Raw genomic sequence first — 24433 nt, 5'->3', positions numbered from 1 at the left:
CTGTGTTTTTGTCAAAAACAAGTCAGGAATTGATATTCGCTTTCGCTAAAGAGTCTGTTATATTGATAACAAGTTGAAATTGAAGGCGCTATCAAATCAACAATAAATGATTGGAAGGAAATATTATGAAAGAAAAAATCACAGGTCATTTCGATAAATTAAGTCCTTTTTTTGACAAATTAGGCAACAATGCTTATTTAAAATCGATCTCCGGTGCGATGATGGGGACACTAGGTCCTATTTTGATCGGCTCGATCGCTGTTTTACTTCTAGTATTACCTAATAGTCTTCCAGCACTTTCATTTTTAGCTGGTTTCGCAAATGTTTTTAGCAAACTAAATCAAATAACTATTGGCTCGATGGCTGTTTATGTCGTGGTATTAATGGCTTATCATTTAGTGAAAAATCTACGTCCGACAGAAGATGGTATTTCTGCTGCTATTATCGCATTGCTTAGTTTCTTTATCATTACCCCTCTAGGTACAACGACGGATGAAGTCAGCGCAATTCCAGCTACTTGGCTAAGTGCACAAGGAGTATTTTCCGCAATGATCGTTGGTTTGGTAAGTGGAAGGGTATATATTTGGCTGAAAGACAAAGGTTGGACAATCAAAATGCCAGCAGGTGTACCTCCTATGGTAACAAAAGTGTTTGAATCAATTTTACCTACGATTCTTATCAGTGTGCTCTTCATTGTACTAAATTCACTCTTTGAAGCAACCAGCTTCGGCAACATGCATCAGTTTGTTTACAGTATCATACAAGAACCGCTTCAAGGGATCGGAGGATCAATCAGTGCAGTCATTCTGATCTCACTGATTCAACAGGTTTTGTGGTTTTTCGGTATTCATGGAACAAATGTCGTTATGCCGATCGTTCAAGCCCTGTGGATGGCAATGGACGTCGAGAACTTAAACGCTGTTGCGGCAGGCCAAACACCGCCAAACATTACTGGCTATGCATTCTTTATGATCATAACTTGGAGCGGTATGGGCTTAGGATTAGCATTATTAATGCTGCGAGCGAAAAGCAAGCAGTATCGAGAAACAGGGAAAGTCGCAATTGTTCCAGCTCTTTTCGGAATCACTGAACCATTGATTTTTGGTACGCCTTTGGTATTAAACTTTAAATTAGCGGTACCATTCATTACCAATAATAGCATTGCTTTAATTTTAGCTTATGTTTTAACACATTTTGGATTTGTCGCTCGTTTTACTGGTGTTACTGCCATTTTCGGTTTACCAATTGGGTTCCATGCTGCTGTTCAAGGGAAACTGTCGATTATCATCTTACAGTTGTTCATTCAACTGATTTTGTCCCCAATACTATGGTATCCGTGGTTTCGAAATCTGGATAAAGAAACCTATCAATTGGAACAAGCCGCATTGAAGGAGCAAGTGTAAACCCGAAAAAGAAAGCGGCTAGTGTCGCTTTCTTTTTTCTATGTGGCAATACAAAGAGAAAAGAGGAGCACAATGAAGTATACCAATCCGGTTATCAAAGGATTTCATCCTGATCCGAGTATTTGTTTCGATGGAAAATCCTACTATTTAGTCTGTTCAAGTTTCGAATATTTTCCTTGTCTGCCGATTTTTAAAAGCCAGGATCTACTCAATTGGCAATTTAAACAGTATGCGATTGATTGTCCAGATCATATCAATCTGAAAGAAATCAGCAACTCGATGGGACTTTTTGCCCCAACGATCCGCTTCTTTGAGGAAACATATTTTCTGGTATGTACAAATGTCACTCAAGGGAATTTCATCTGCCATACGAAAAACCTTGACCATGGCTGGTCTGATCCAATCTGGATCAATTGTCCTTTTGGGATCGATCCCTCGCTTTCATTTATTGATGGCCGATTTTTCTTCCAACTTGCTGCATCAATGAAAGGGAAAAACAGCATTCTACAATTTGAAATCGATCCTTACAGCGGGAAAATGCTGACAGATCCGGTAGAAATCAGCCAAGGGTGCGGTGGACGCGACGCGGAAGCACCACATCTTTTCAAGAAAGACGAATGGTACTATCTTATATTGGCGGAAGGTGGCACAAGAGAAGGACATATGGTAACGATTCAAAGAAGTAAATCAATCAATGGTCCATATGAAGGAGCAAGTATGAATCCTATCCTCTCGAATAGAGATATCAAGTCGCCGCTTCAAGCCGTAGGGCATGCAGATTTCTTTCAAGATAAAGAAGGTTTTTGGTGGCTGACAGCTCTTGCGACTAGGCCCAAACGTCATTTTACCCTGCTTGGTCGTGAAACGATTCTATTACCTGTAGAGTGGATTGACGGTTGGCCAGTTGTCAACCAGACAGGGAACGCATCGGTTGAAGTTGAAACAGATCGTTTTTCAAAGAGCGTTAAGCAGCGGAATGAACCGGTACCTTTTCTCTGCAAGAAGTTGCAGAGTGTACGTTTGCCAATTGTTTATACGTATGATACTGATTTGGTCATTGATAACTTACCGACCCGTTTAGGAACTTCTAAGGACGAGCCCATTGCCTTTTTGTCCTTAAGTCAAGCTGATACTGACTGCTGCTTTGAAACGACATTGATGGTCGACGAATGTCAGGAGGGAAATTTTGGCATAGCAATCTATAAGGATGACCTGCATTTTTGCCAATTCGGATTGCGAAAAACAAAACACCAAACAGAGCTTTTTTCCAGCAAAATCATCTTCGATTTACATCTGCATCGATCCAATAATTTAAAAGATAGAAAGAGACTGACCCTGAAATTATCTGGAGACAGCAATAGCTACAATCTGCTGATTATAGATGGAACGAGTACTGTAGTGTTTAAAGATCAAATCGCTGTACGTCATTTTACAAACGAATGTTCTGACTCAAAATTTACCGGTGTCCAGTTAGGAGTTTTTGCAGAAGCAGCTACAGGAAAGACTCGCTTTATCACACCAGAACTAAGATATCAATAGAAAAAACTATGCGAGGAGTAATAATATGAAAAATCAAACACTGGTACAATTAGTCAACCAACTGACCTTAGATGAAAAAATCGGCCAATTGGTGCAGTTATCTGGAGAATTCTTTCACGGAAGCGATTTGTCTTTGGGTCCTCAGCAAAAACTTGGCATCGAACAACAAACCATCGATTTTGTCGGTTCGGTACTAAATGTCACAGGGGCTCAAGTAACTCGAAAGATTCAAAGAGACTACTTAAGAAAAAGCCGACACAAAATCCCTCTATTGTTCATGGCAGATATCATTTATGGATACCGAACAGTCTTCCCGATTCCTCTAGGATTGGGAGCAACATGGAATCCGGCGTTGATTCAAAGCGCCTACCAAGCCGCAGCCCAAGAAGCAAGAGCGGCTGGCGCGCATGTAACTTATGCACCGATGGTCGACTTAGTACGCGATGCTCGCTGGGGCCGATGCTTGGAGTCGACAGGAGAGGATCCGCTGCTAAATGCTGATTTTGCGAAAGCGATGGTAGAAGGCATTCAGCAGTAAAAAAGGGGGGGATCTGTTCGGAATCGCTGCCTGTGTTAAACATTTTGCTGCTTATGGAGCAGCAGAAGGCGGACGCGATTATAATACAGTTGATATGAGTGAACGCAAACTGCGTCAAGACTACTTAATCGGCTATAAAGCGGCTGTCGAGGCTGGATGCAAACTAGTCATGACTTCTTTTAACACGTATGATGGTATTCCCGCTACTGCTAATCAATTTCTGATCAAACAAATTCTAAGAGAAGAATGGCAGTTTGACGGAGTCGTTATTTCGGATTATGCAGCTGTTCAAGAATTGATTCCTCATGGGATTGCTGCGGATGATCGAGAAGCGGCCAAATTAGCGATCGAAGCAACAAATGACATCGATATGAAAACCCGCTGTTATGCGAAAGAGCTTCGTCCGCTGTTGGAAAGCGGTGCGATTGATCAGCGGTTGATCGATGACGCTGTGTATCGTGTCTTGAAACTTAAAGAGGATTTAGGGCTGTTTGAAGATCCTTTCCGTGGCAGTTCAGAAGAAGTAGAGGCTCAAATACTTTTATCCGAAGAGAACCGGCAACTTGCACGAAAAGTTGCCTCCGAAGCGATCGTTTTATTGCAGAATAAGCAAGAGGTACTTCCTCTTACTCCAAACAAAGAGAAAATATTACTCGTTGGTCCCTATGGTGACAACCAAGCAATGATTGGTTTATGGGCAGTACACGGAAAAACAGAGGATGTCACAACATTAAAAACGGCGCTCCAAAATGCAGTTACGGAAAAATATGTTCATTACGAACCAGGTTGTCCGCTTTTAGAAGATGATTCTATACTTGGAGACTTTGGCTATACTGCCAGCGGCAATTCCTCATCAGCTGCACAGCAAGATCTTTGGCTGAAAGAAGCGTTGAAATCTGGCACTGAGGCAGACATTATTCTTTTTGCTATGGGGGAACACAGTTTGCAAAGTGGGGAAGCTGGCAGTCGAACGGACCTTCATTTACCAGCTGTTCAAAGAGCTTTTATTAAAAAAATGACCGCTCTTGGTAAAAAAAATATCTTGATCAATTTCAGTGGTCGCCCACTGGTGTTAAAAGAAGAAACAAAACAAATGGATGCAATATTACAGGCATGGTTTCCTGGTACAGAAGGAGCACAAGCAATCGTTGATATACTTTTTGGGAAGGTCAATCCTTCTGGTCGTTTAAGTATGAGCTTCCCAGAAGATGTAGGGCAGCTGCCACTTTACTACAATCACTTCAATACTGGAAGACCATTGAACAGCAAGACACATACAGGACGTTTCGTTTCGAAGTATCTGGATTGCTCAAACGAGCCGCTCTTTCCATTTGGTTATGGGTTGAGTTTTGGGGAAGCATCATACCATTCGTTAAAATTGAGTGATTCAACCATGAATGAAACGTTGGAAGCTGAAATTACGATCCGCAACAATTCTGCTTACTCCAGATTGGAGACAGTCCAGCTTTATATCAGAGATCACGTTGGATTGGTAGTTAGGCCTGTGAAAGAATTAAAGAAATATCAAAAAATCTCTTTGTCAGCTTATGAAGAAAAAACCGTTCAGTTCACAATAACAAAAGAAGATCTTTATTATTATCAAAAAGACATGAATTATGGCGTCGAACCAGGAATGTTTACTTTGTTTATTGGAAAAAATTCATCTGAGGGCGAATCAACAACTTTTGAACTTCTCTGAATTTCCTTCGCTGGCCCAGATTAAACACTGAAAAACAAGATAGAACAATAAGAGATGAGACTTGGGAGAGCTGTAGAACAACAGGAATTGTTTTACGGCTTTTCATTGTGTTGATTTTGTGAGAAATTGGTAAAAGAAAATCTAAAAACGCTTCTAGCGTATTGCCCTAAAGTACACTTCAGGAAATATACTTAAAAAGTCAATCTGATTGATAATAAGAAAAAGGGGTAATATGATGAAAAAAATTTTGTATGGAATACTTTTTTTAGTGATCTTTCTCACCGGATGTGGTCAATCACAAAATGAAGAGACAGAAAATGGTGCGACGACTGACAATACAGCAGAAGTTGATGGTCTAGAAAGTGAACAAGTAGGGAATGGAGGGGTAGAAGCTACGATTGCCATAGCATACTTTACACGTCCAGAGAATTTAGAACAAGAGCCTGAGATCGAAGCTGTTTCAAGAGCCAGTTTTAATATAGTAGACGGTGAACTCGCAGGAGATGTGCGCATTTTGGCTGAAATGATCGCAGAGGGGACAGGTGGTGAAATATTCTCCATTCAGACAGTATCAGGCTATCCAAATATTTATGATGAACATACAGCTACAGCCACTGTAGAGGTGGAAGAGGATGCGAGACCAGAATTGATAGAGAATACTGAAGAACTAGAAAATGCAGACGTTCTTTTTATTGGATTTCCTATTTGGTGGAACCGGGCACCGAGAGCTATTTTAACATTTCTTGAATCAAATGATTTTAGCAACAAACAAATCGTTCCATTTGCAACACACGGTGGTAATGGATTAACAAATAGTCAAAATGAATTGGAATTGCTATATCCAGACTACGAATTTCTCCCAGGATTTGGGGTAAGAGGGGGAAATGTGGAAGCGTCTGAAACGAACCTGCAGGATTGGCTAACGGAAATTGGATTCTAGCTATTTCTTTAGGTATCAGCAGATGGATGATACCTTTCTTGAAAAATAAAATGAAACATAATATTGTTATGGTAAACTAAATTTAATCGGAAGTCACAGCTACAATGAAGGAACATAAGGATCTTCATCGCAGCTGATTTGTAAAAAAAATCTATTATTAACTTGCTACATGAGCTTGTATAGATATTTAGACTATCTCGGGTAAGAATAAGCATAACAAAAACCCACTTATCCTACGTCAAATGTCATAAAATAAATAGCTGATAAACCTGTTCGTTTGTGCGAACAGGTTTTACATGTCATTCCATAAAACGATCTTCTTAAAATTCTACAGTCTTCTCCGCTTTTTTAGCATGATTCGCGGGATTTGCGATTCTTTGTTATTATTAGAAATGGATAGACCATGAAGAAGGATGATTCTTTTCATTACTAAAAGTTAAAATGTTGCAAAAAAGAGGAGGCGATTTAGTGGAATTTCGTTTATTAAAATATTTCTTCACGATTGCAGAGGAAGGGACGATCTCACAAGCCGCAGAAGTGCTCCACATCACCCAACCGACATTGAGCCGTCAATTAAAAGAATTAGAAGATGAATTAGGGACGGCTCTTTTCATTCGTGATAATCGTCCAATGCTCTTAACCGAAGCAGGTCGTTTTTTAAAAAGCCGTGCCGAGGAGATATTGAGTCTAACGGATCAAACCATGCAAGAGTTTGAAGCTCGTAAGAAACAGTTGTTTAGTGGTCATTTTACAATTGGCTGTGTGGAAGCAGATAATTCCGACACGCTTTCTTTGATGTTGGAAGAATTTATCAGTGACTATCCAGATGTCCGCTTTCATATTCACAGTGGCACAGGAGATGATATCAACGAGCGTTTGGAGAAAGGCTTATTGGATTTGGCGATTTTGATCGAACCTATCGAGATCGAGAAATACGAAAAAATCGTTCTACCAAGAAAAGAGACTTGGGGTATACTGACATCGGCTGATTCTTTTCTCGCCCATAAAGAGGAGATCACACCAGAAGATATCAAAGGGGTGCCTTTGCTAGTGTCAAGGCGTCCGGAGGTGCAGCAAATGTTCAGTCAATGGTCAAAAACACCAATAGAAGAATTACCGATCGTTGGAACATATAACTTGATTTTCAATGTCTTTTCCTTGGTAGAAAACCATGTTGGGTCGGCGTTGACCATCAGCGGAGCAGTTGGAGAACGAAGGGATGAAATAATCAAATTTTTGCCTTTAGTCCCTCAAATCGAGACCAGCTGTGTCTTGGTGTGGAAAAGAAATCGTGTGATGTCGCCGGTTGTGACGGCGTTCATTGCCCGCTTTCGTGACGCTTTTGAATAATTGCATCCTAAAAGCCAAAAGAAGTGGAGTGATCCGCTTCTTTTGGCTTCCACCTCTCCCTATGCTTCGTAAGCATAGGGACTTTTTATAGAAAGCATTATTCAACGGCTCCGCTTTGCCTTACTATTAAATTTACCAAGAAGAGATACCAAGGAGGTGACAAAATGCCGGCAATACTTGTGTATTCACGAGCAGGGGAGAATCTTATTGAAGGGCAGCGAAAAAAGCTGATAGTGGGAAATACGCGGGTTCTAGCAGAGAAAATAGCAGAGAAATTACAATGCCCGCTTTATTCTCTTGAACCGGCTTATCCTTACCCTGAAAGCTATCAAGCAATGGTCGAGCTAGCAAAAAAAGAAAAAGCGGCGAATGATTTCCCCCTCTATCAAGAGGTATCGGCAGCGTTTTTTAAAGAACGGGTCTTGTTTATCGGTTTTCCCAATTGGTGGGGCACATACCCGATGATCCTAGCGAGTTTTTTAAAAGATCACCGATTGGAAGGGAAGATTATTTTTCCGGTTTGTACTCATGAAGGCTCAGGATTCGGCAATAGCATTGAAGACTTTAAAAAGACTTGTCCTGATGCAGTTGTTTATCCTGGATTAGCTGTTCGTGGTTCAAGAATAGAGAGAGCGGATACAGCTATTCGAAATTGGTTAAATCAGCATTTCATTAAAATAGATGAAGGAGTCGATCGATATGGTCAAGAAACAAACAGCAGGAAGAGATAGCTTAGGCAACTTTGCACCGAAATTCGCGCAACTGAATGATGATGTGTTATTTGGTGAAGTTTGGTCACGTGAGGCAGAATTGGCTCCTCATACGAGAAGTTTATTGACGATATCTGCCTTGATTTCCGGTGGCAATTTTGAACAGTTGACCGCCCATTTGACGATTGGCAAGGAAAACGGGATCACTGTAGAGGAAATAGCAGAAGTGATCACTCATCTGGCTTTCTATGTTGGCTGGCCCAAAGCTTGGTCTACTTTTAACATCGCCAAAACGGTTTATCAAGAAGAGTTAGCAGAATTGGAGGAAAAATAAATGTCGAAAGCTGATGCAGCAAAAGAAGCAGGAATCTTTTTATCGGGCAACACAAATGATGCCTATGCGCAATATTTTAGCGGTCAGAGTTACTTGAATCCTTTAGTAGCTGATTCAGCGATTCCAGTCAACGTTGGCAATGTGACCTTTGAACCGGGTTGCCGCAACAATTGGCATCGGCATATTGATGGTGGGTATCAATTGTTGTTGGTGACTTCAGGAGAAGGCTGGTACCAAGAAGCAGGAAAGAAACCGCAAAAACTTACTGTTGGTGATGTCGTAGTCATCAAGGAAGGGGTCAAACATTGGCATGGTGCAGCAAAAAATAGTTGGTTTGCCCATGTAGCGATTACTGCTGGTGCTTCAGAATGGTTAGAAGCAGTCAGTGATGAAGAATACGATCAATTGCCCGATGCATAAGCGATGGTAAGCAGCCGTACTTGAAGGCGTGTAACAAATCTTATGAGGTCTCACCTGACTGGCAGCCAATACTGTGGCTAGTCAAAAGAGATCGAAGAGATCAATGTGAATGAATGTACGGTCGATTCGATGATTCAACCGGGGTAAATAGGAAAGAAAAAAGAAGCGTCCACTTGCACAACTAACGTGCGAGTGGACGCTTCTTTTTGTTTAGCCAAGATAAAATTCAATCAAGGTTTTTGCAATCAATTTTGTCATAGGATGACCTTTCGTAAAGCTTGATGCCAAATAGATCGTCCTTGATAAGGGAAAATCTGCTAGTTCACGTAAAACGAAAGGTGCCTCATCTTCATAACCCCAAGTTATTTTAGGAAAGAAGGTGATTCCTAGTCCTTGATTGATAAGGGAGCGCAGCGTCGCTGGATCGTCCGTCGTTGAGCCGATAGTCAAACTGATTTTTTTTGCTTCAAAAGCTTCGTCGATGGTTCTACGCAGCGGGCTGTTTTCAACCAGCATCAGCAGAGGCACGTGTTGGATATCGGCAACTTGCAAGTCTTTTTTTTCTGCCATGGGGTGCTTTTTGGGGATCGCCAATAAGATGGGTTCCGTGAATATCGGCAGATTAGTCAAGCCGTTCTTTGGCTCAGAGGTAATGTAGAAGGCTTGTTCTTTGTTGGTCTCCTTACTGCCGTGCTGCTTGATCGAAAGTTGGATCTCAGGGTGCTTTTCAACGAATGTCGCCACCAAGTTGGGCAAGGAAACAGAAGCGACTTCAGAGTAGATCGTCACTGCCGGGACCATTTCTCCATTTAAGGCTTGGATCGCACTCATTCCTTCGTCGAAACGTGCTAACGTCTCAACGACATAGGGATAAAATTCTTCAGCATACATCGTCAACTCGATATGCCGACCGGCATGATAGAACAAAGGAACGCCTAGTTCACTTTCTAAGTGTTTCATGGCACGGCTCAAGGCAGGTTGCGAGATGTATAATTCTTGTGCAGATTGGGTAATATTTTTCGATTCGGCTACTTTTTTAAAGTAGCGTAAATGATCAAGGTTCATCAGATACTCCTCTTTCCATACCTTTTGGTTATGGATAATCACGAAACTGGTATTTTTTATTATAACAAACTTCCGATATTATGACACAGGAAAGAGAAATTGCTTAGGAGGTGTTTCATGAGTACAGGTTTCGTATACCCAGGACAAGGCAGTCAGACCAGCAAGATGCTTGAAGACGTACCTGCCAGTTATTTCCATCGGCTAGAACAGGCGACAGGCTTTGATTTACACCGTGTATCGGAGAATCTAGAACAAGATACCGTCTATATTCAGTTGGCGCTTTTAGTAAAAGCGGCTTTTTACACGGACCAGATGAAAGCCTCTGGTGTGCAACCTCAGCTTGTGGCGGGGCATTCGATTGGCGCTTTTTCCGCTGCGTTAGCTTGTGAAAGCTTAAGTTTCGAAAATGCCGCTAGCTTGGTCTATCATCGGGCGACATTGATGAAAGAAGCCTATCCGACTGATTATGCCATGGGGGTACTTGTTGGTGTAACGAGAAGTGAAGCAGAAGCGCTCGTGGCAAAAACATTTGATCCTGCTGCTCCCGTCTATTTGTCAAATGAAAATTGCCCCATGCAGCATACGATCTCTGGTCATCTCAAAGGCTTGCGCAAGACGCTGGCTCAAGCGAAAGACTATCATGCGCAAACCGCCAAACTTTTAGCAGTGCCTGTGCCGTCCCATTGTGTGTTGATGACAGAACCCGTGAAACGGTTTGCGCCATTTATGAACACGTTATCCCTTGATGTGCCTATCTGTCCGTACCTCAAAAATACAGATGGGCGGATGACCATGAATCCTGAAGAGATCCGCCGTGATTTGCTGCAAAATATTGCTTTTCCGGTGCAGTGGAACAAGATCATGGATGTTGCCTACGAAGCAGGACTTGATTTGGCTCTTGAATTTCCTCCGGGCAATACCTTAACAAAACTGATCCAAGCAAAATTTGGTGAAAACAAAGCGATCCGTGTGATCAATTTGGATCAACATGGCATGGATGATGCTTTATTCCTATATCAAAAATGGAGATGAATACAATGGAAAAACCTGCAAGAAACTGGGCAAGTAAACGTGAAAAGAAAGCCCAAACCATGAAAAAAATCGAGCATCTTCTCGATGGAAAATATGTCCCAACGGAAGCAATCATTGAAGTCTTAGAACAGTTGATCCGTCCGGGAGACAAAGTGGTCCTTGAAGGCGACAATCAAAAACAAGCAAGCTTTCTATCAAAAAGCTTAGAACAAGTCGATGCTCAAAAAGTCAACAATTTGCATATGATCATGTCGAGTATCTCCCGTCCAGAACATTTGACGATATTTGAAAAAGGCATTGCAACGAAAATCGATTTTTCTTATGCAGGCGCACAAAGTACGCGCGTTGCCCAAATGATTGAAGACAAAACCATGAAATTAGGGGACATTCATACGTATTTGGAATTATATGGTCGCTTATTTATCGACTTGATTCCGAATGTGGTCCTTGTGGCGGCGGACAAAGCCGATCGCCAAGGAAATCTTTATACAGGTTACAATACGGAAGAAACGCCAACGATCGTCGAAGCAGCAGCCTTTAAAGATGGGATTGTGATCGTCCAAGTTAATGAAGTGGTCGATCGTTTGCCGCGGGTCGACATTCCCAGCGATTGGATCGATGTCGTCGTGGTAGCAGACCAACCGTATCAATTAGAAGCCCTCTTTACGAGAGATCCGCAAAACATTACGGAATTACAAATTTTGATGGCGATGATGGCATTAAAAGGAATCTATGCAGAACATGAAGTACAATCGTTGAATCATGGGATCGGTTTTAATACCGCTGCGATCGAGTTACTTTTACCAACCTATGGAGAAACGCTTGGAATCAAAGGAAAAGTAGCGAAAAACTGGGTCTTGAATCCTCATCCAACGATGATTCCAGCTATCGAATCTGGTTGGGTCGAAAGCATCCACAGTTTTGGTGGGGAAGTTGGTATGGAAAAATACATTGCCGCTCGTCCAGATGTATTCTTTGTCGGAAAAGACGGCTCGATGCGCAGCAATCGAGCATTATCCCAAACTGCAGGTCAATATGCCATCGATATGTTTATCGGTTCGACCTTACAACTGGATTATCAAGGAAATTCTTCTACAGTGACGAAAGGCCGCTTATCTGGATTTGGTGGTGCACCAAATATGGGGCATAATCCGGGGAGCCGTCGGCATTCGACTCCAGCTTGGCAATCCTTGCGGGATGAAACAGATCCTTTAGCAAAAGGACAAAAATTAGTCGTTCAAATGGTTGAAACGTATGGTTCCAATAAAAAACCTGTTTTTGTAGAAACGTTAGATGCGTTGGCTGTCCAAAAGCAAGCTGGTTTAGCCAATGCCCCAATTATGATCTATAGCGAAGATACGACGCATATCGTGACAGAAGAAGGCATCGCTTATCTTTATAAAGCAAACTCAAAAGAGGAAAAACAAGCAGCAATCGCAGCCATCGGTGGTGTAACGCCACTAGGAATGACCAGCACAAAAGCTTCTCTGGATGCCTTGCGCAAAGCGGGAATCGTGAAATTACCAGAAGACTTAGGGATCAAACGCAGTGATGCCAAACGATCATTGCTAGCAGCTCAAACCGTTGATGATTTGATCGAATGGTCCGATGGGTTGTATGAACCGCCAATGAAATTCAGAACGTGGTCTTAATAAGAGCAAGAGGAGAGAAGAAGAGATGGAAAAATTAGCTTATACGTATCAAACAACGAAACCAGTCACCAAAAAAGTCCATGTTGGCGTGGTTGGTTCTGGTGACTTGGAAATTCTGCTTTTTCCAACGGACAAACAAGAAACCACCGTTTCAGTTTGTACAGGAAGTGATGGCTTTGGCGATGTGTGGCAAAATGTCTTGACACGTTTTTTTGAGCGCTATCCAATCAGTGCGCAAATAGTGATCAACGACTTTGGCGCCACTCCCGGTGTGGTTTACCTACGATTAACCCAAGCAATGGAGGAACTAGCAGATGAAGAATAGTTTTGTAGAATTAAATGCCCGAGAACGGGTGCACGCATTATTGGATGCCAAGAGCGGTCGTGAATTGATCGATCCATTCGACCAAATGATCGCACCCAATCTGGTGGCTCAAGACATCGTGCCACAAAGCGATGATGGGATCGTTGTTTGCCGTGGAACGATTTCTGGAGAAAACGTGGTCGTGATCGCTATGGAAGGAAAATTCCAAGGTGGCGGGATCGGTGAAGTTTCTGGTGCTAAAATCATCGCGGCATTGACTCATGTGTTGGAAGAAAACCAAAAGGGCAATCCGATCACACCGATCATCATCCTCGATACTGGTGGCGTACGCCTCCAAGAAGCGAATTACGGCTTATTGTCGATTGCAGAAATCGGCAATTTGATCGTTGCAATAAAATCGTATGTGCCAGTGATTGGATTAGTGCCAGGTCGGGTGGGTTCTTTTGGCGGTATGTCGATTACCTCAGCACTTATGAGTTACTTGATAGCGACGAAGAAAGCCCGTATCGGTTTGAACGGTCCTGAAGTCATCGAACAAGAAGCTGGCGTGAGAGAATTTGATTCCAGTGATAAAGATTTGATTTGGAACACCATTGGCGCCAAACAACGTTTGGCAGCACAAATGATCGATGAACTAGTGACTGACAGTGTCGAATCGATCCAAGAAGCCGTGATTGCTGCGATGGCTGAAAAGAAAGACAGTCATCGCAGCGAAAAAAGTGGTTTTTATCTTTCTCTTTTACACGAACTTGATCTATCAAAGCCGCTGGCTATCGAGGCATACAATAAGGCTCTTGCAGCGCATAAAGCAACTGAAGTGGCACCTATTACTGTAACAGAAGGCAAAGAAGCTGCTGCTGACAGTATCGGTTATCACTGGTTTTCAGCATTGACGAATCTGCAATTCCCAACCTCAACTAGTGCAACTGTCTATGCAGCTGCATCTGACCTTTTTACTGAAGAAGTCGTTGTTACAGCGATCGTGCCAAACCCAACTAATCCGATGTATCGGGTACGCAAGGGAGAAGTTGGTTTAGTCGAAGGCTATGAGATGGGCCACCTGTTAGAAACTGTTTATCAAGAAGACAAAGAGAAAGCAGTCAAACGACCAATCATTGCGGTCATCGATGTCCCTAGCCAAGCGTATGGCTACAATGAAGAATTGATTGGTATTCATGCAGCTTTAGCAAACAGTGCGGCAGCTTATGCCAAACTACGCCAAGCGGGTCATCCAGTGATCGGTTTTATCGCTGGTAATGCGATCTCTGGGGCTTTCTTAGCGCATGGCTTGCAATCAAGTCGTCTGATCGCACTAAATAGTGAAAAAATCACTGTTCAGGCAATGTCAAAAGAAAGTGCAAGTCGGGTCACCAAACGGTCGATTGCCGCGATTGAAGCCGCTGCGGAAAAAGTACCAAGTATTGCTTATGATATCAAAAATTATACGAAACTTGGGGCAATCTTCACTTTCTTATCCTCCATTACGGATCAGTCTGTCACCTCTGAAAGCAAAGCGACTGTAATTGAAGCGATCAATGAGGCGATTGATGATGTGCGTAAAACGAATGACACGATGTTGACCAGTCGCTACACCAATCCGATCGCTAAAAAGAGCGGCCGGCTGGAAACGAATAACGTATTTGAAAAAATGAATGCAGAATGGAATGTGTAACGAATGAACCGTGCCCACGATATCGTTCAATTAGATAAAGAAGTTCTTGATATGATTGATATTCCGAAATGGTTTTCTGAAAAAGAACAGCTTTTTGCGACCGTCCGTCGTGGGAAACCCAGCAACCCTAGCTATTTACCCGTGGGGTTGCGCGGGGAAAAGCGGCAAGAACGGTTTGCCTTTGAGGCACCCTGTAACATGATCAAACGAACGATCCATCCTTGGGAATTGACCAGTCGTGAGAGCTTCCGATTCAATGAAGTAGCCAATTATCCAGTTTACCGCAGCTATCAAAAAGCACGGCTTTTATTGAAGTACTATTCTTGGGGAATTGGTGGCAGTTTGGGTTTTGAATTAGCTGCAAAACAGGCAGCAATCAAGCCGACAAGTGATTTAGATCTGTTGCTTTATGCCGACACGAAAGAAAAGCTGCCATTGGAACTATTGGAAAAGCAGGCAGCCTTTTTTCAACAGATCGATGTTCAAGTTATCACAAAACAAGGCGGGTTTGCCTTAAAGGAGTATTTGGAACATCCAACAAAAAAAATCTTAGTAAAAACAGACGAAGGGCCAAAACTCACCACTGAGATTTGGTAATTATTAGAAAAGTGAGCGAAAAACATGTTTGAGAACAACGATTTAAAAATCAACATCAGTGATTTCCAAAAAGTATTTGCCGTGACAGCAGTAATGATGCAAACGATTTTGACTTTTGCCTTATCCAATACCCAAGATGAAAAGACTGCAGCATTCATCGGTACCTTTTATGTCTTGGTGAAATTTACCGCACCCCTGTTTATTTTTGCTATTGTTTATAACATGGTTAAGACAAGTCAACATCTGTCTTATCTAGAATTTTTGAAAGAAAAGTTTTTTGAACTTGTCGTGCCATATGTGCTTTGGACGACGGCTTATTTATGGCTCTTTCCCGCTGTCCAACAAGGAAAACCTTATACTGATACAGCAACGTTTTTACTAAAATATGTGACGGGGGATGCGGCGCCACACTTGTGGTATACGATCATGATGCTGCAGATCCAATTGTTGATGCCGTTTTTTGTCTGGTTAGGCTACAAAGTGTTGACGAAGAAAAAAGCTGTTTGGCCAGTATTGATCGTCGCAACTGCTTTGTATGTCGCTTGGTATGTGTTTTATGATCGCCAAGTTTTTGAAGGACCGCATCATGAAAGCTGGTATTTATTGGATCGGTTTGTCTTTAGCTTTGTGATCTATGGGATCTATGGCGAAGCCGCTTTGATTTATCACGAAACCGTCTATCGCTTCCTATACAAGATTCGCTATGCTTTCTTGCCAGTGGGTTTAGCATTGGGGCTATTATCTGCCAATCATCTGCTACATTATGCAGGTGATCTAAGTTTCGCTCATGCACCGTATTTAAATACATTGCAAAGCTTATATAGCTTAGTATTGATTTTTGCAGTCTTTATGTTTGGGACAACTATGATCAAGAACAATGCCCCTCAGTTAGGGACATTTAAGTGGCTGTCTACTTATGCGTATCGAACCTATCTTGCCAATGTTTTTGTCTTTCAAGTTTTGTTGCTATGCTTGAAAGATTTGTTGCTGCAACTGCCAATGGGCATCATGATCATCGTCGCTTATTTGGCAACTGCCAGCTGTGGTTTTTTAACAAGCTATGTTTTGCATGTTTTATGGGTAACGATCAAAGGTCAAATCAAAAAATAGAGGAGGAGTTGGATGTTTGCATTTGCTGTAGAAGAAAATTGTCGACGACTCGCCCAATTGGTAGAAGAAGCCTTGATTGCAGAAGTGACATTGTCCCCAAAACCTGGGTTAGTGGATGCCATTGATTCAGGTGCCCATCACGATATGGATCAAGCACTCTTTCTGCGATCAGCTCGAGCATTGACGCCATACTTTGAAGAAATGGCCTTGGTGTCTTGGGGAAGCAGCATGTCTCAAGAGTTGCGGGAAGCAATCGCTGCAATCGGTCGGAAGGCAGAACAGGCGATGTTGACAGCCACTGGTGGCATCAACACTCATAAAGGAGCCATCTGGGCATTAGGCTTGCTCATCAGCGCCGTCAGTAGCCAACTTAGTCGCAAACAGCGGATTTTTTTGCCAGAAGTCTTTTCTGACATCCAGCTTCTCACTGCATTTCCTGATCGTGCGCTGACTCAACAAACGGAAAGTCATGGCAAAACTGTTCAAGCCAAATATGGACATCTCGGTGCGTATGGGGAAGCTGCTGCTGGGTTCCCCCATGTTCAAATCGCTCTAGCGGATTATTTTTCTCGGGATTGTTCCAATGAGACTGAAAAAAGGCTCCACATGCTGTTGGCGATCATCGCTACACTGGACGATACGTGTATTTTATACCGCAGCAATCAAGAGGTACTGGCACTGGTTCAGCAACTCGCACAAAAAGCCAATCAGCAAGCGTTGCCGAACCCAGCATTTCATGCACTAGCAGCCTTCTGCCAGTCAGAAAATGTGTCTCCAGGCGGCAGTGCTGATCTGTTGGCTACCAGCTTCTTTTTATTGTCCATCAACTCGGTTTTACCCGTAAACGAAGGAAAGACCGTTTACCAATAACTCTTTTCCTTAGAAGAAAGCCAACGATTCTTCTAAGGATTTTTTGTTTCATTTTTTCGCTCGATTAAGAAAAATAAAATCTCTTGCTATTTGCATAGTTTAATGATTAGATAATTCTTAGGCACTACTGAAATGCTTCGTTGCTCCATTGCAACGAATAAAGGAGTTACAGATGAAATACTATAATGCTTTTCTTCAAAATCTTGTGTTGCGGCGCTGGACGGTCCTGTTTATGCTTGCGGGCATTCTTTTTTTGTTTCGCAGTATGATGACCATTCTTTTGCTGACCTTTATCTTTACGTATCTGATTTATCGGCTGGTTCTTTTGCTCCATCGAAAAAGTCATCTGCCCATTAAGCTTACGAGCATCCTGACTTACAGCTTGATTGTTTTTATTCTTTATTTAGTGGCAACAAATTATGTACCCATCATCATCAAACAATCCGTCCAATTAGTCAATTCCGTTGCTGATTTCTACCAACGGACAGACTCCAACAATGAATTGATCGAATATGTCTTGAATTTATTGCAAACCAGTGAATATATTCAGAAATTACAAAGCGGCGTTCTAGTCGTGATCAATTATCTGTATAATTTCGGTGAGTTGGCATTGACGGTGCTGATCTCATTTCTGCTTAGTTTCTTCTTTATGATCGATAACAAAAAGACCGTTGCGTTTTCTCGGCTATTTTTGCAAGGGCGAGGGGCGTGGTTCTTTGAAGATGTTTACTATTTAGGAGCTAAGTTTACGCGTGCTTTCGGAAATGTGATTGAGACGCAGTTGGTGATCGCCTTAGTTAATACAGCAATCACTGTCTTCGCCTTAGCGGTGATGGGCTTTCCGCAGCTGTTGAGTTTGGCGTTGATGATTTTCTTTCTCAGCTTGATTCCTGTTGCTGGTGTGATCATCTCGTGTATTCCATTGACGTTTATTGCCTATTCCATCGGCGGATTTAATGACGTGATCTATATTCTTTTGATCATAGTATTTGTTCATGCGTTGGAATCCTATATCTTAAATCCCCGCTTGATGGCCAATAAAACAGAGATTCCGATGTTTTACACGTTTATTCTCCTGTATCTTAGCGAACATCTCTTTGGTTTGTGGGGCTTGATCATTGGGATCCCATTGTTTACTTTCTTTTTAGATTTAATGAATGTGAAAGAGATTCCGCGATTGCGTAAAAAAACCGATGACACCTTGCAGGACCAATAAAATGATTGCTGTAAAGGATGGCAATTGATAGAAAAACCATCTCTGCCGATGAAAGGCGAGATGGCTTTTTTATTTCGCAGCAATTTTTTTCGTAAAGGAGACAAAGCAGATTGCTGAAGAGGTGCTTTGAAACCTGCCTGTTTGGGAATACCCCAAAGAATGATAAAAGTGAACCAGCTTGGGTTCTTGCAGGATCGTATTCAAATGTATCGTATCTGTTTGTACGTTCCTTTCAATCAAGGTCATTGCTTGTCTACCGATCCCGCGGTTCTCGTAGGAGGGAAGAAGGGCGATGGAAGATAGCTTCGTCGTATGCTCCTGCTCAACCGTCAGTTTTAGGAATCCCACGGTTTTCTGAGCGGTCATGATTAAATAATAAGTGGTATTCGACGCAGAAAACTTTGCGTTTAGCTTCTCAAAACTTTGTAAATAGGGAGAAGTTTCTCCATCTTGATAACGGAGAAAGAGAGATTTGAAGGCAGCTTTTTGTATCAAGTAGATAGAAAGTAAATCGGAAAGCTTCGCTTCTTTAAGCTGAATGAGCATGCACACCTCCATAAAATGTCAGACATCATTTGTTGAAAGACATTGATTCGGTATAGAAGGTCCTGATGAAAAAGCCATCGAAGAGCAGTCTTTCATTGGCTCGTTTCCGTTTTGACCTTCCCTCAACCAGAGGTTCAAAAACGAAGAGATCCGCAGGGGTTCGTGCCGTCGTTGTTTTATTGAAAAAGATCATTTATCGATGTAACCAAGTCGTCATAGGTTTGACCGGTAGCGATTGCATAAACGGAAAGCAAAAAGACGAGGGCTGCTGCCAGCACGTAAAAAATTCGGAGGCGATAACCGTCACCTGTCCGGCGATTTTTTACAAAAGTAAAAATCGTCACAGCTAGATAAGCGAAGGTCAATAAACAAATAAGATACGTAATAATTTCTGGTGTCATGGGCGTTTTCCTTTCTTTTTCTATTTGTATAAAAATATACTCAATAAATATAATATAACCATTTCGATACCGTCAAAGAAAGCGCTCAATTTTTGATACAAAAAACTGACCGAGTGGTAGCCACTGGTCAGTTCTATTCAAAAACGATGGGGCATGATCTTAATTGTCTTTTTTTTCCGCATCTAGCAAGCTTCTTAGTTCATCTGCTAAAGCGATACAGGCAATACTATCCGTTAAGGACATCAGGGAATTTTCGAGTTGTCCTTGTGCAAGAGCGGTGTGAACTGCTTGAATCTCTGAATGGAAATCATCGATCTCGTACCCAATATCATAGACCGTGTCTTCTTGGTCAATCGTCACGGTAAAAGAAGCGGGGCGATGGAAGTTGGGGATTGTGATTTTCCCTTTTGTTCCTTGTAATTCCGCCACCGTCTCTTTTGTTTGGTCAAATCCAGTCTCAATCACTGCAACAAAGTCTTCACTGACAAAGCGTGCTTCAACATAGGTATCAACCCCAGTTTCATAAAGGCTGTAATCGATCATTTCGGCAGTTAAATTTTCTGGTGAAAAATCTTGGATAAAGGCTAAGTTATAGATCCCCATATCCAGTAAAGCACCCCCTTGTTTTGGCAGATAATGGTAAGAACTGCCTTCGACTGGTAAATGGCGGCGAAAAGTAGTCGTGACACTTGTTAGCTCACCGATATGACCACCATCCACAAGTTCTTTTAGTTTGCGATACGCTGGGGTGAAGCGTGGCTTCATGGCTTCCATAAAGAAGACTTCGTGTGCTTGGGCTTGTTTTTGTACATCGCGCATTTCTTGTGCAGTCAAGGTTGCTGGTTTTTCACATAAAACAGCTTTTTTTGCTTGAAAGGCTTTGATGATCCATTCATAGTGATACAAATGCGGCAAAGCAATATAAACGATATCGATAGCTGGATCATCTAATAGGTTCTGGTAGTTATCAAAGACGGCATCACACGGAAATTTTGCTTGAAACGCTTGCGCTTTTTCCATCGTACGACAAGCAACCCCATAAAGCTGGGCATCTTGAAAATTTTCTAGACTTGCAGCAAAGCGATTGGCGATATTTCCGGCACCAATAATTCCCCAATTGATCATTTCATTTCCCTCTTTTCTTCAGTTGACGGGTATTCTGAGAGAATCCCTGATTCCAAAACAGATTGTTTTTTTCTTAACTCGACAATATTTTTTTGATATTCTTTGGCATACAGCAATGCAAACAGTGAATCTAAAATATACTCAAAGGCGACCTGTGAAGAAAAGGTACCGACTTTGAGAAAATCACGTTCATCATGAGAAGCGATGATCGCATGGGTCGCTAATGGGATGATTTTCGCATGGGCGTTGCCAGAGATTACGATCACTGGTACCCCAACATCACGAAAGTGTTGCATGATTTTTTCGTATTGTGTATTTTTCCCACGATAGGTAATAAACACGGCACAATCATTTTGCGTGACGTTCGATGCATTCCACGCATCATCCCCATATTCATCCGCAATAATCAGATACTTATTGATTTTGACCAACTTATTTTGAAAACTTCTTGCCCGGATCTGAGAATCACCGCGAGCAAATAAGAAAATCCGCTGCGCAGCTTCCAACGATTGCACCACTGCTTCCATCGTTTCTGGGGCAACCTGAGCATGAGTTTTGTGGATCGAGTTGATCGTTAGATCGGCCATTTTTTTCAAAATATCAGGTGTTTGATCCTTGGGCGAAAAGGGAAAATTCGCGTCAACAAAGGTTGGATTGAACATCTGATTATGGGCAATTTCAGCCAGACCTAAGCGAAAACTTTTAAATCCTTCATAACCCATCTTTTTGGCTAGACGAATGACGGAAGAGTGGGATGTGTACGTATGCTTGGCGATGACTTCAATCGTCAACGAAGGCACATCATTGATATTTTGCAAAATATAACCGGCAATCCGTTTCTCCGTATTGGTCAATCCTTCTTGAAGCCGTAATTTATCTCCTAATAACATCAAACCACCTCTTTCTAATCATAGCCTAGGACAAAGAAAACCAAAAGCAAAAACTGTGCCTTTTTGGCAATTTGGTAAAAATGTTCAGAACCACTCAACAGTTTGCGAAAAAGTCTGGTCAAAAGAACCTGTTTTTGGCAAAAGACTTCCCATTTCGAAGGATTTCATCAATAATCAAGCTATCAATTCATAGGAGGCGTTACAATGTTAACTATCGCATATCTCGGAAACGGAAAAAGCACCAATCGCTACCATCTGCCTTTTTCAACCAAGCTACAGGATAAGATCAAAGTAAAGACGATCTATTCTCCAAGCGGCAAGCTGACCTGGCCAACACTGGAAGACGTTCATTACACCTCTGACTTAGAGGATATTTACCGTGATCCTGAAATTCAATTAGTTGTGGTCACGACCCCTAGTCATTTGCATTATAAATTAGGCAAGGATGTCTTGCTCCATGGGAAAAATGTCTTGATCGAAAAACCTTTTACGGAAACCTCGGCACAAGCAAAGGAATTGTTCGCACTGGCGCAGGAAAAAGGCTTGTTTGTGCAATGCTATCAAAATCGACGCTTTGATTCTGATTTTTTGACCACGCAAAAAGTGATCGAAAGCGGCGTGCTCGGAGATCTCTTAGAAGTAGAGATGCATTATGATTATTTTCGCCCAGAGATTCCACGGTCAGTGACCGAATTTTCACTGAATACTAGCTACTTTTATGGACACGCTTGTCATACACTGGATCAAGTGATCTCCTATTTTGGGCAACCAGACGATGTCCATTATGAGGTTCGGCAATTGCTTGGAAAAAATCGCATGAATGATTACTTCGATTTGGATCTGTTTTATGGTCGAATGAAAGTCTCAGTCAAATCTAGTTACTTCCGATTAAAAGAACGGCCTAGTTTCGTTGTTTATGGTGAAAACGGCGTTTTTGTTAAACAAACGAAGGATCGACAAGAAGAGCATCTAAAACAGTTTTATCTCCCGGATCATGCCGATTTTGGGATCGATTTACCGGAACACTATGGCACACTAACTTATATGGATGCTAACGGTGACTACCATGAAGAAAAAGTCATCTCTGAAATTGGTGATTATAGCCGTGTGTATGAGGGCGTCTATGAAACGATCATCCATGGCAAAGAGAAAATCGTGAAAGACGAAGAAACGATTTTACAAATCGAAATGCTAGAAACAGGCATCAATCAAGTGATCACTGAGTCATAAGGCAGGGTGATTATGGGGCTTTTGACAAACAAAGCGCCTGGAGGCATCAACTGACTCAACGAAAAGGAGTAGATACGAATCGAACCTTCAGAAATCCTGCAAGAAGAACAGCAGCTGCAGTTTGCTCATTTTGACAATGACCTCGCATTGCGGTTGGTTATTGCCATCGATCAGTACGTTAAAAGGAACTACCCGAAGCCTGTAGGGATCAAAGTTGTTCATCATGGCTTGCCGATCATTCGATTTTTAATGGCAGGGCGGAAAGAGAGCCCTTGGCTTGAAAGAAAAGAACGAACGGTACTAGAAAGCGGGCATAGTTCACTATACGTCTATGCGCAAAAAAATAGAGATATACAATTTGCTAAATGGGCACAAGACGAACATTATGCAGTTTGTGGTGGTGGTTTTCCAATTATCGAAGATAGAGAAGTCACTGGTGCTATCTGTGTGTCAGGTTTGGCCCATTTAGAGGATCATAAAGTGATCACCGAGGTATTGAAACAAATGATCTAAGAAGATAGAAAAGGGGAAGCAAGATGAACTTAGCGATTTTAGGGGCAGGCATGATCGTCCATGATTTTTTGACGGTGGCAGGGGATGTCCCGCAGCTTGAACTGTCCGCTATTTTTGGGACAGAAAATGATTTAGAGAAAATGAATCACTTAAAACAGCAATACGGGATTCAAACCGTCTATACAGAGTTAGGGGCATGTTTGGCGGATCCCTCCGTTGACACCGTGTATGTCGCATTGCCCAATCATTTGCATTATTCCTTTGCCAAAGAAGCGATCCTCGCTGGCAAACACGTCATTTGTGAAAAGCCATTTACGTTGCAGGCACGAGAATTAGTAGAATTAACAGAATTGGCTGCTGCCCATGGGGTGCTTTTGATGGAAGCCATCACGAATCAGTACTTAGCCAACTACCAAGGAATAAAAGCGCAGCTTGAAACATTGGGAGAGCTGAAAGTGATTGAATGCAACTATTCGCAATATTCTTCTCGTTATGATTCATTCAAAGAGGGAACCGTTTTACCTGCATTTAACCCAAAAATGGGTGGTGGGGCATTGATGGATATCAATATCTATAATATTCATTTTGTGGTCGGGCTTTTAGGAAAACCTAAAAGTGTCCGCTATTTTGCTAATGTCGAAGAGGGGATCGATACTTCTGGCATGCTGTTTTTAGACTATGAACAAACAAAAGTCGTTTGTATTGGCGCCAAAGATTCGACAGCGACGATTCGCTCAACGATCCAAGGGACGAAAGGATCGATCATCGTCAATGGACCGACGAATATGCTTGCCAGCTATGACGTTGAACCGGTCAATGGGGCAAAAAGCCATCAGGATCAAAGCGTTCACGGACATCGTATGTTTGAAGAATTTGCCCGTTTTGCACAAGCCATTCACGAAAATGATCATGCCTTTGTCAAGGAACGCCTTGCACATAGCAAGCTGGTGATGGAAGTAGTGGAAAAAGCATTGGCAGATGCCCAGATTGTATTAGGATAATCGCATCAATGTGGAAAGACACCAGCTTCTTAGAGAAGTTGCTGGTGTCTTTGTCTGTTGTCTTATTTTTTCTTCTTTAAACTCAATAAGGTTAGTGGGATACCCAAGGTGAGATAGCCGACAATTGTCATCAAACAGACGACCAGCCAAAAGTTATCTACTGCTAGAAACGCAATCAGGCCATAGGCCACCAGAATCGAGAGGAAATAAAAAAGAAAGAGCTGAAAAAAACGTTTAAAACTCACAGTCATTCAT

The 24433-nt window shown here is 42.1% G+C and carries 24 protein-coding genes and 1 pseudogene; 19 read left to right on the top strand and 6 right to left on the bottom strand.

What is annotated here, in order from left to right; genetic code table 11:
• The first annotated feature begins 125 nt into the window (after positions 1–125).
• The 8 genes and pseudogenes from IGK85_RS08360 (at position 126) to IGK85_RS08325 (ending at position 8933) form a co-directional block, all read left to right on the top strand.
• On the top strand, positions 126–1403 hold the full coding sequence (locus IGK85_RS08360; RefSeq protein WP_008380010.1) for a PTS sugar transporter subunit IIC: 1278 nt from the start codon (positions 126–128) through the stop codon (positions 1401–1403).
• A gap of 72 nt (positions 1404–1475) precedes the next feature.
• Positions 1476–2942, top strand: coding sequence for a glycoside hydrolase family 43 protein (locus IGK85_RS08355; protein ID WP_008380008.1), 1467 nt, complete (start codon positions 1476–1478; stop codon positions 2940–2942).
• Positions 2943–2967: 25 nt separating this feature from the next.
• Positions 2968–5179, top strand: a pseudogene (bglX, locus tag IGK85_RS08350) (beta-glucosidase BglX).
• A gap of 235 nt (positions 5180–5414) precedes the next feature.
• The gene (locus IGK85_RS08345) at positions 5415–6119 is read left to right on the top strand and encodes a flavodoxin (RefSeq protein WP_035006851.1); all 705 of its coding nucleotides are present in this window, start codon (positions 5415–5417) and stop codon (positions 6117–6119) included.
• Positions 6120–6587: 468 nt separating this feature from the next.
• Complete coding sequence (locus tag IGK85_RS08340) at positions 6588–7469, top strand: LysR family transcriptional regulator (protein WP_429968724.1); 882 nt, start codon at positions 6588–6590, stop codon at positions 7467–7469.
• 164 nt (positions 7470–7633) lie between these two features.
• Positions 7634–8200 (top strand): flavodoxin, encoded by a 567-nt coding sequence (locus IGK85_RS08335; RefSeq protein ID WP_008379999.1) that lies wholly within the window; start codon positions 7634–7636, stop codon positions 8198–8200.
• Positions 8169–8513 carry a carboxymuconolactone decarboxylase family protein gene (locus IGK85_RS08330; protein WP_008379997.1) on the top strand — a complete coding sequence of 115 codons (345 nt, stop codon included), beginning with the start codon at positions 8169–8171 and terminating at the stop codon, positions 8511–8513. Before IGK85_RS08335 ends, IGK85_RS08330 begins: the two co-directional genes overlap by 32 nt.
• Positions 8514–8933 carry a cupin domain-containing protein gene (locus IGK85_RS08325; RefSeq protein WP_429972223.1) on the top strand — a complete coding sequence of 140 codons (420 nt, stop codon included), beginning with the start codon at positions 8514–8516 and terminating at the stop codon, positions 8931–8933.
• A gap of 210 nt (positions 8934–9143) precedes the next feature.
• On the opposite strand, the gene IGK85_RS08320 is transcribed toward IGK85_RS08325, so the two are convergent.
• Positions 9144–9998, bottom strand: coding sequence for a LysR family transcriptional regulator (locus IGK85_RS08320; RefSeq protein ID WP_034878552.1), 855 nt, complete (start codon positions 9996–9998; stop codon positions 9144–9146).
• A gap of 117 nt (positions 9999–10115) precedes the next feature.
• Here IGK85_RS08320 and IGK85_RS08315 point away from each other — a divergent pair, with 117 nt between their 5' ends.
• The 8 genes from IGK85_RS08315 to IGK85_RS08280 all read left to right on the top strand — a co-directional run bounded on the left by IGK85_RS08315 (position 10116) and on the right by IGK85_RS08280 (position 18472).
• Complete coding sequence (locus IGK85_RS08315; protein ID WP_008379990.1) at positions 10116–11030, top strand: ACP S-malonyltransferase; 915 nt, start codon at positions 10116–10118, stop codon at positions 11028–11030.
• A 5-nt stretch (positions 11031–11035) separates the two neighbouring features.
• Positions 11036–12682 (top strand): malonate decarboxylase subunit alpha, encoded by a 1647-nt coding sequence (gene mdcA / locus IGK85_RS08310; RefSeq protein ID WP_429972221.1) that lies wholly within the window; start codon positions 11036–11038, stop codon positions 12680–12682.
• 25 nt (positions 12683–12707) lie between these two features.
• Positions 12708–13007 carry a malonate decarboxylase subunit delta gene (locus IGK85_RS08305; protein WP_005226050.1) on the top strand — a complete coding sequence of 100 codons (300 nt, stop codon included), beginning with the start codon at positions 12708–12710 and terminating at the stop codon, positions 13005–13007.
• Positions 12997–14679, top strand: a complete 1683-nt coding sequence (gene mdcD / locus IGK85_RS08300) for a biotin-independent malonate decarboxylase subunit beta (RefSeq protein WP_008379985.1) — start codon at positions 12997–12999, stop codon at positions 14677–14679. Before IGK85_RS08305 ends, mdcD begins: the two co-directional genes overlap by 11 nt.
• A 3-nt stretch (positions 14680–14682) precedes the next feature.
• On the top strand, positions 14683–15276 hold the full coding sequence (locus IGK85_RS08295) for a malonate decarboxylase holo-ACP synthase (RefSeq protein WP_008379983.1): 594 nt from the start codon (positions 14683–14685) through the stop codon (positions 15274–15276).
• A gap of 24 nt (positions 15277–15300) precedes the next feature.
• Complete coding sequence (locus IGK85_RS08290; RefSeq protein WP_008379981.1) at positions 15301–16386, top strand: acyltransferase family protein; 1086 nt, start codon at positions 15301–15303, stop codon at positions 16384–16386.
• 12 nt (positions 16387–16398) lie between these two features.
• Positions 16399–17256: a triphosphoribosyl-dephospho-CoA synthase gene (locus IGK85_RS08285; RefSeq protein ID WP_008379979.1), complete on the top strand. Its 858-nt coding sequence runs from the start codon at positions 16399–16401 to the stop codon at positions 17254–17256.
• A gap of 172 nt (positions 17257–17428) precedes the next feature.
• Positions 17429–18472, top strand: a complete 1044-nt coding sequence (locus tag IGK85_RS08280; RefSeq protein ID WP_008379977.1) for an AI-2E family transporter — start codon at positions 17429–17431, stop codon at positions 18470–18472.
• A gap of 69 nt (positions 18473–18541) precedes the next feature.
• On the opposite strand, the gene IGK85_RS08275 is transcribed toward IGK85_RS08280, so the two are convergent.
• From IGK85_RS08275 to IGK85_RS08260, 4 genes are all read right to left on the bottom strand, one after another.
• Positions 18542–19018, bottom strand: coding sequence for a GNAT family N-acetyltransferase (locus IGK85_RS08275; RefSeq protein WP_008379975.1), 477 nt, complete (start codon positions 19016–19018; stop codon positions 18542–18544).
• A gap of 176 nt (positions 19019–19194) precedes the next feature.
• Positions 19195–19419: a hypothetical protein gene (locus tag IGK85_RS08270; RefSeq protein ID WP_005235901.1), complete on the bottom strand. Its 225-nt coding sequence runs from the start codon at positions 19417–19419 to the stop codon at positions 19195–19197.
• Between the two features lie 159 nt (positions 19420–19578).
• Positions 19579–20544, bottom strand: a complete 966-nt coding sequence (locus tag IGK85_RS08265; protein ID WP_008379972.1) for a Gfo/Idh/MocA family protein — start codon at positions 20542–20544, stop codon at positions 19579–19581.
• On the bottom strand, positions 20541–21434 hold the full coding sequence (locus tag IGK85_RS08260) for a MurR/RpiR family transcriptional regulator (RefSeq protein ID WP_008379971.1): 894 nt from the start codon (positions 21432–21434) through the stop codon (positions 20541–20543). The genes IGK85_RS08265 and IGK85_RS08260 overlap by 4 nt, the downstream gene beginning before the upstream one ends.
• Before the next feature lie 204 nt (positions 21435–21638).
• On the opposite strand from IGK85_RS08260, the gene IGK85_RS08255 reads away from it, so the two are divergent.
• From IGK85_RS08255 to IGK85_RS08245, 3 genes are all read left to right on the top strand, one after another.
• A complete protein-coding gene (locus tag IGK85_RS08255; protein ID WP_008379969.1) occupies positions 21639–22664 on the top strand; it encodes a Gfo/Idh/MocA family oxidoreductase in 1026 nt (341 codons plus the stop codon).
• Positions 22665–22736: 72 nt separating this feature from the next.
• Positions 22737–23177 (top strand): heme-binding protein, encoded by a 441-nt coding sequence (locus IGK85_RS08250; RefSeq protein ID WP_337447217.1) that lies wholly within the window; start codon positions 22737–22739, stop codon positions 23175–23177.
• A 23-nt stretch (positions 23178–23200) separates the two neighbouring features.
• Positions 23201–24178: a Gfo/Idh/MocA family protein gene (locus tag IGK85_RS08245; protein ID WP_008379967.1), complete on the top strand. Its 978-nt coding sequence runs from the start codon at positions 23201–23203 to the stop codon at positions 24176–24178.
• A gap of 62 nt (positions 24179–24240) precedes the next feature.
• Here the strand turns inward: IGK85_RS08245 and IGK85_RS08240 are convergent, their stop codons facing one another.
• Positions 24241–24429: a hypothetical protein gene (locus IGK85_RS08240; protein WP_005226063.1), complete on the bottom strand. Its 189-nt coding sequence runs from the start codon at positions 24427–24429 to the stop codon at positions 24241–24243.
• Between the last annotated feature and the right edge of the window lie 4 nt (positions 24430–24433).

The sequence above is a fragment of the Enterococcus sp. AZ015 genome (genome assembly GCF_050499225.1).
GTDB lineage: Bacteria > Bacillota > Bacilli > Lactobacillales > Enterococcaceae > Enterococcus_D > Enterococcus_D entomosocium.
The sequence above is the reverse complement of the archived record's forward strand: the minus strand, read 5'-3'. Positions and strand labels throughout refer to the sequence as shown.

Coding starts and splice junctions, on each gene's coding strand:
- IGK85_RS08260 (WP_008379971.1), bottom strand. CDS start 21,434: ATGTTATTAGGAGATAAATTACGGCTTCAAGAAGGATTGACCAATACG.
- IGK85_RS08285 (WP_008379979.1), top strand. CDS start 16,399: ATGTTTGCATTTGCTGTAGAAGAAAATTGTCGACGACTCGCCCAATTG.
- IGK85_RS08330 (WP_008379997.1), top strand. CDS start 8,169: ATGGTCAAGAAACAAACAGCAGGAAGAGATAGCTTAGGCAACTTTGCA.
- IGK85_RS08295 (WP_008379983.1), top strand. CDS start 14,683: ATGAACCGTGCCCACGATATCGTTCAATTAGATAAAGAAGTTCTTGAT.
- IGK85_RS08265 (WP_008379972.1), bottom strand. CDS start 20,544: ATGATCAATTGGGGAATTATTGGTGCCGGAAATATCGCCAATCGCTTT.
- mdcD (WP_008379985.1), top strand. CDS start 12,997: ATGAAGAATAGTTTTGTAGAATTAAATGCCCGAGAACGGGTGCACGCA.
- IGK85_RS08355 (WP_008380008.1), top strand. CDS start 1,476: ATGAAGTATACCAATCCGGTTATCAAAGGATTTCATCCTGATCCGAGT.
- IGK85_RS08360 (WP_008380010.1), top strand. CDS start 126: ATGAAAGAAAAAATCACAGGTCATTTCGATAAATTAAGTCCTTTTTTT.
- IGK85_RS08240 (WP_005226063.1), bottom strand. CDS start 24,429: ATGACTGTGAGTTTTAAACGTTTTTTTCAGCTCTTTCTTTTTTATTTC.
- IGK85_RS08275 (WP_008379975.1), bottom strand. CDS start 19,018: ATGCTCATTCAGCTTAAAGAAGCGAAGCTTTCCGATTTACTTTCTATC.
- IGK85_RS08255 (WP_008379969.1), top strand. CDS start 21,639: ATGTTAACTATCGCATATCTCGGAAACGGAAAAAGCACCAATCGCTAC.
- IGK85_RS08305 (WP_005226050.1), top strand. CDS start 12,708: ATGGAAAAATTAGCTTATACGTATCAAACAACGAAACCAGTCACCAAA.
- IGK85_RS08270 (WP_005235901.1), bottom strand. CDS start 19,419: ATGACACCAGAAATTATTACGTATCTTATTTGTTTATTGACCTTCGCT.
- IGK85_RS08315 (WP_008379990.1), top strand. CDS start 10,116: ATGAGTACAGGTTTCGTATACCCAGGACAAGGCAGTCAGACCAGCAAG.
- IGK85_RS08245 (WP_008379967.1), top strand. CDS start 23,201: ATGAACTTAGCGATTTTAGGGGCAGGCATGATCGTCCATGATTTTTTG.
- IGK85_RS08345 (WP_035006851.1), top strand. CDS start 5,415: ATGAAAAAAATTTTGTATGGAATACTTTTTTTAGTGATCTTTCTCACC.
- IGK85_RS08335 (WP_008379999.1), top strand. CDS start 7,634: ATGCCGGCAATACTTGTGTATTCACGAGCAGGGGAGAATCTTATTGAA.
- IGK85_RS08320 (WP_034878552.1), bottom strand. CDS start 9,998: ATGAACCTTGATCATTTACGCTACTTTAAAAAAGTAGCCGAATCGAAA.
- mdcA (WP_429972221.1), top strand. CDS start 11,036: ATGGAAAAACCTGCAAGAAACTGGGCAAGTAAACGTGAAAAGAAAGCC.
- IGK85_RS08290 (WP_008379981.1), top strand. CDS start 15,301: ATGTTTGAGAACAACGATTTAAAAATCAACATCAGTGATTTCCAAAAA.
- IGK85_RS08280 (WP_008379977.1), top strand. CDS start 17,429: ATGAAATACTATAATGCTTTTCTTCAAAATCTTGTGTTGCGGCGCTGG.
- IGK85_RS08325 (WP_429972223.1), top strand. CDS start 8,514: ATGTCGAAAGCTGATGCAGCAAAAGAAGCAGGAATCTTTTTATCGGGC.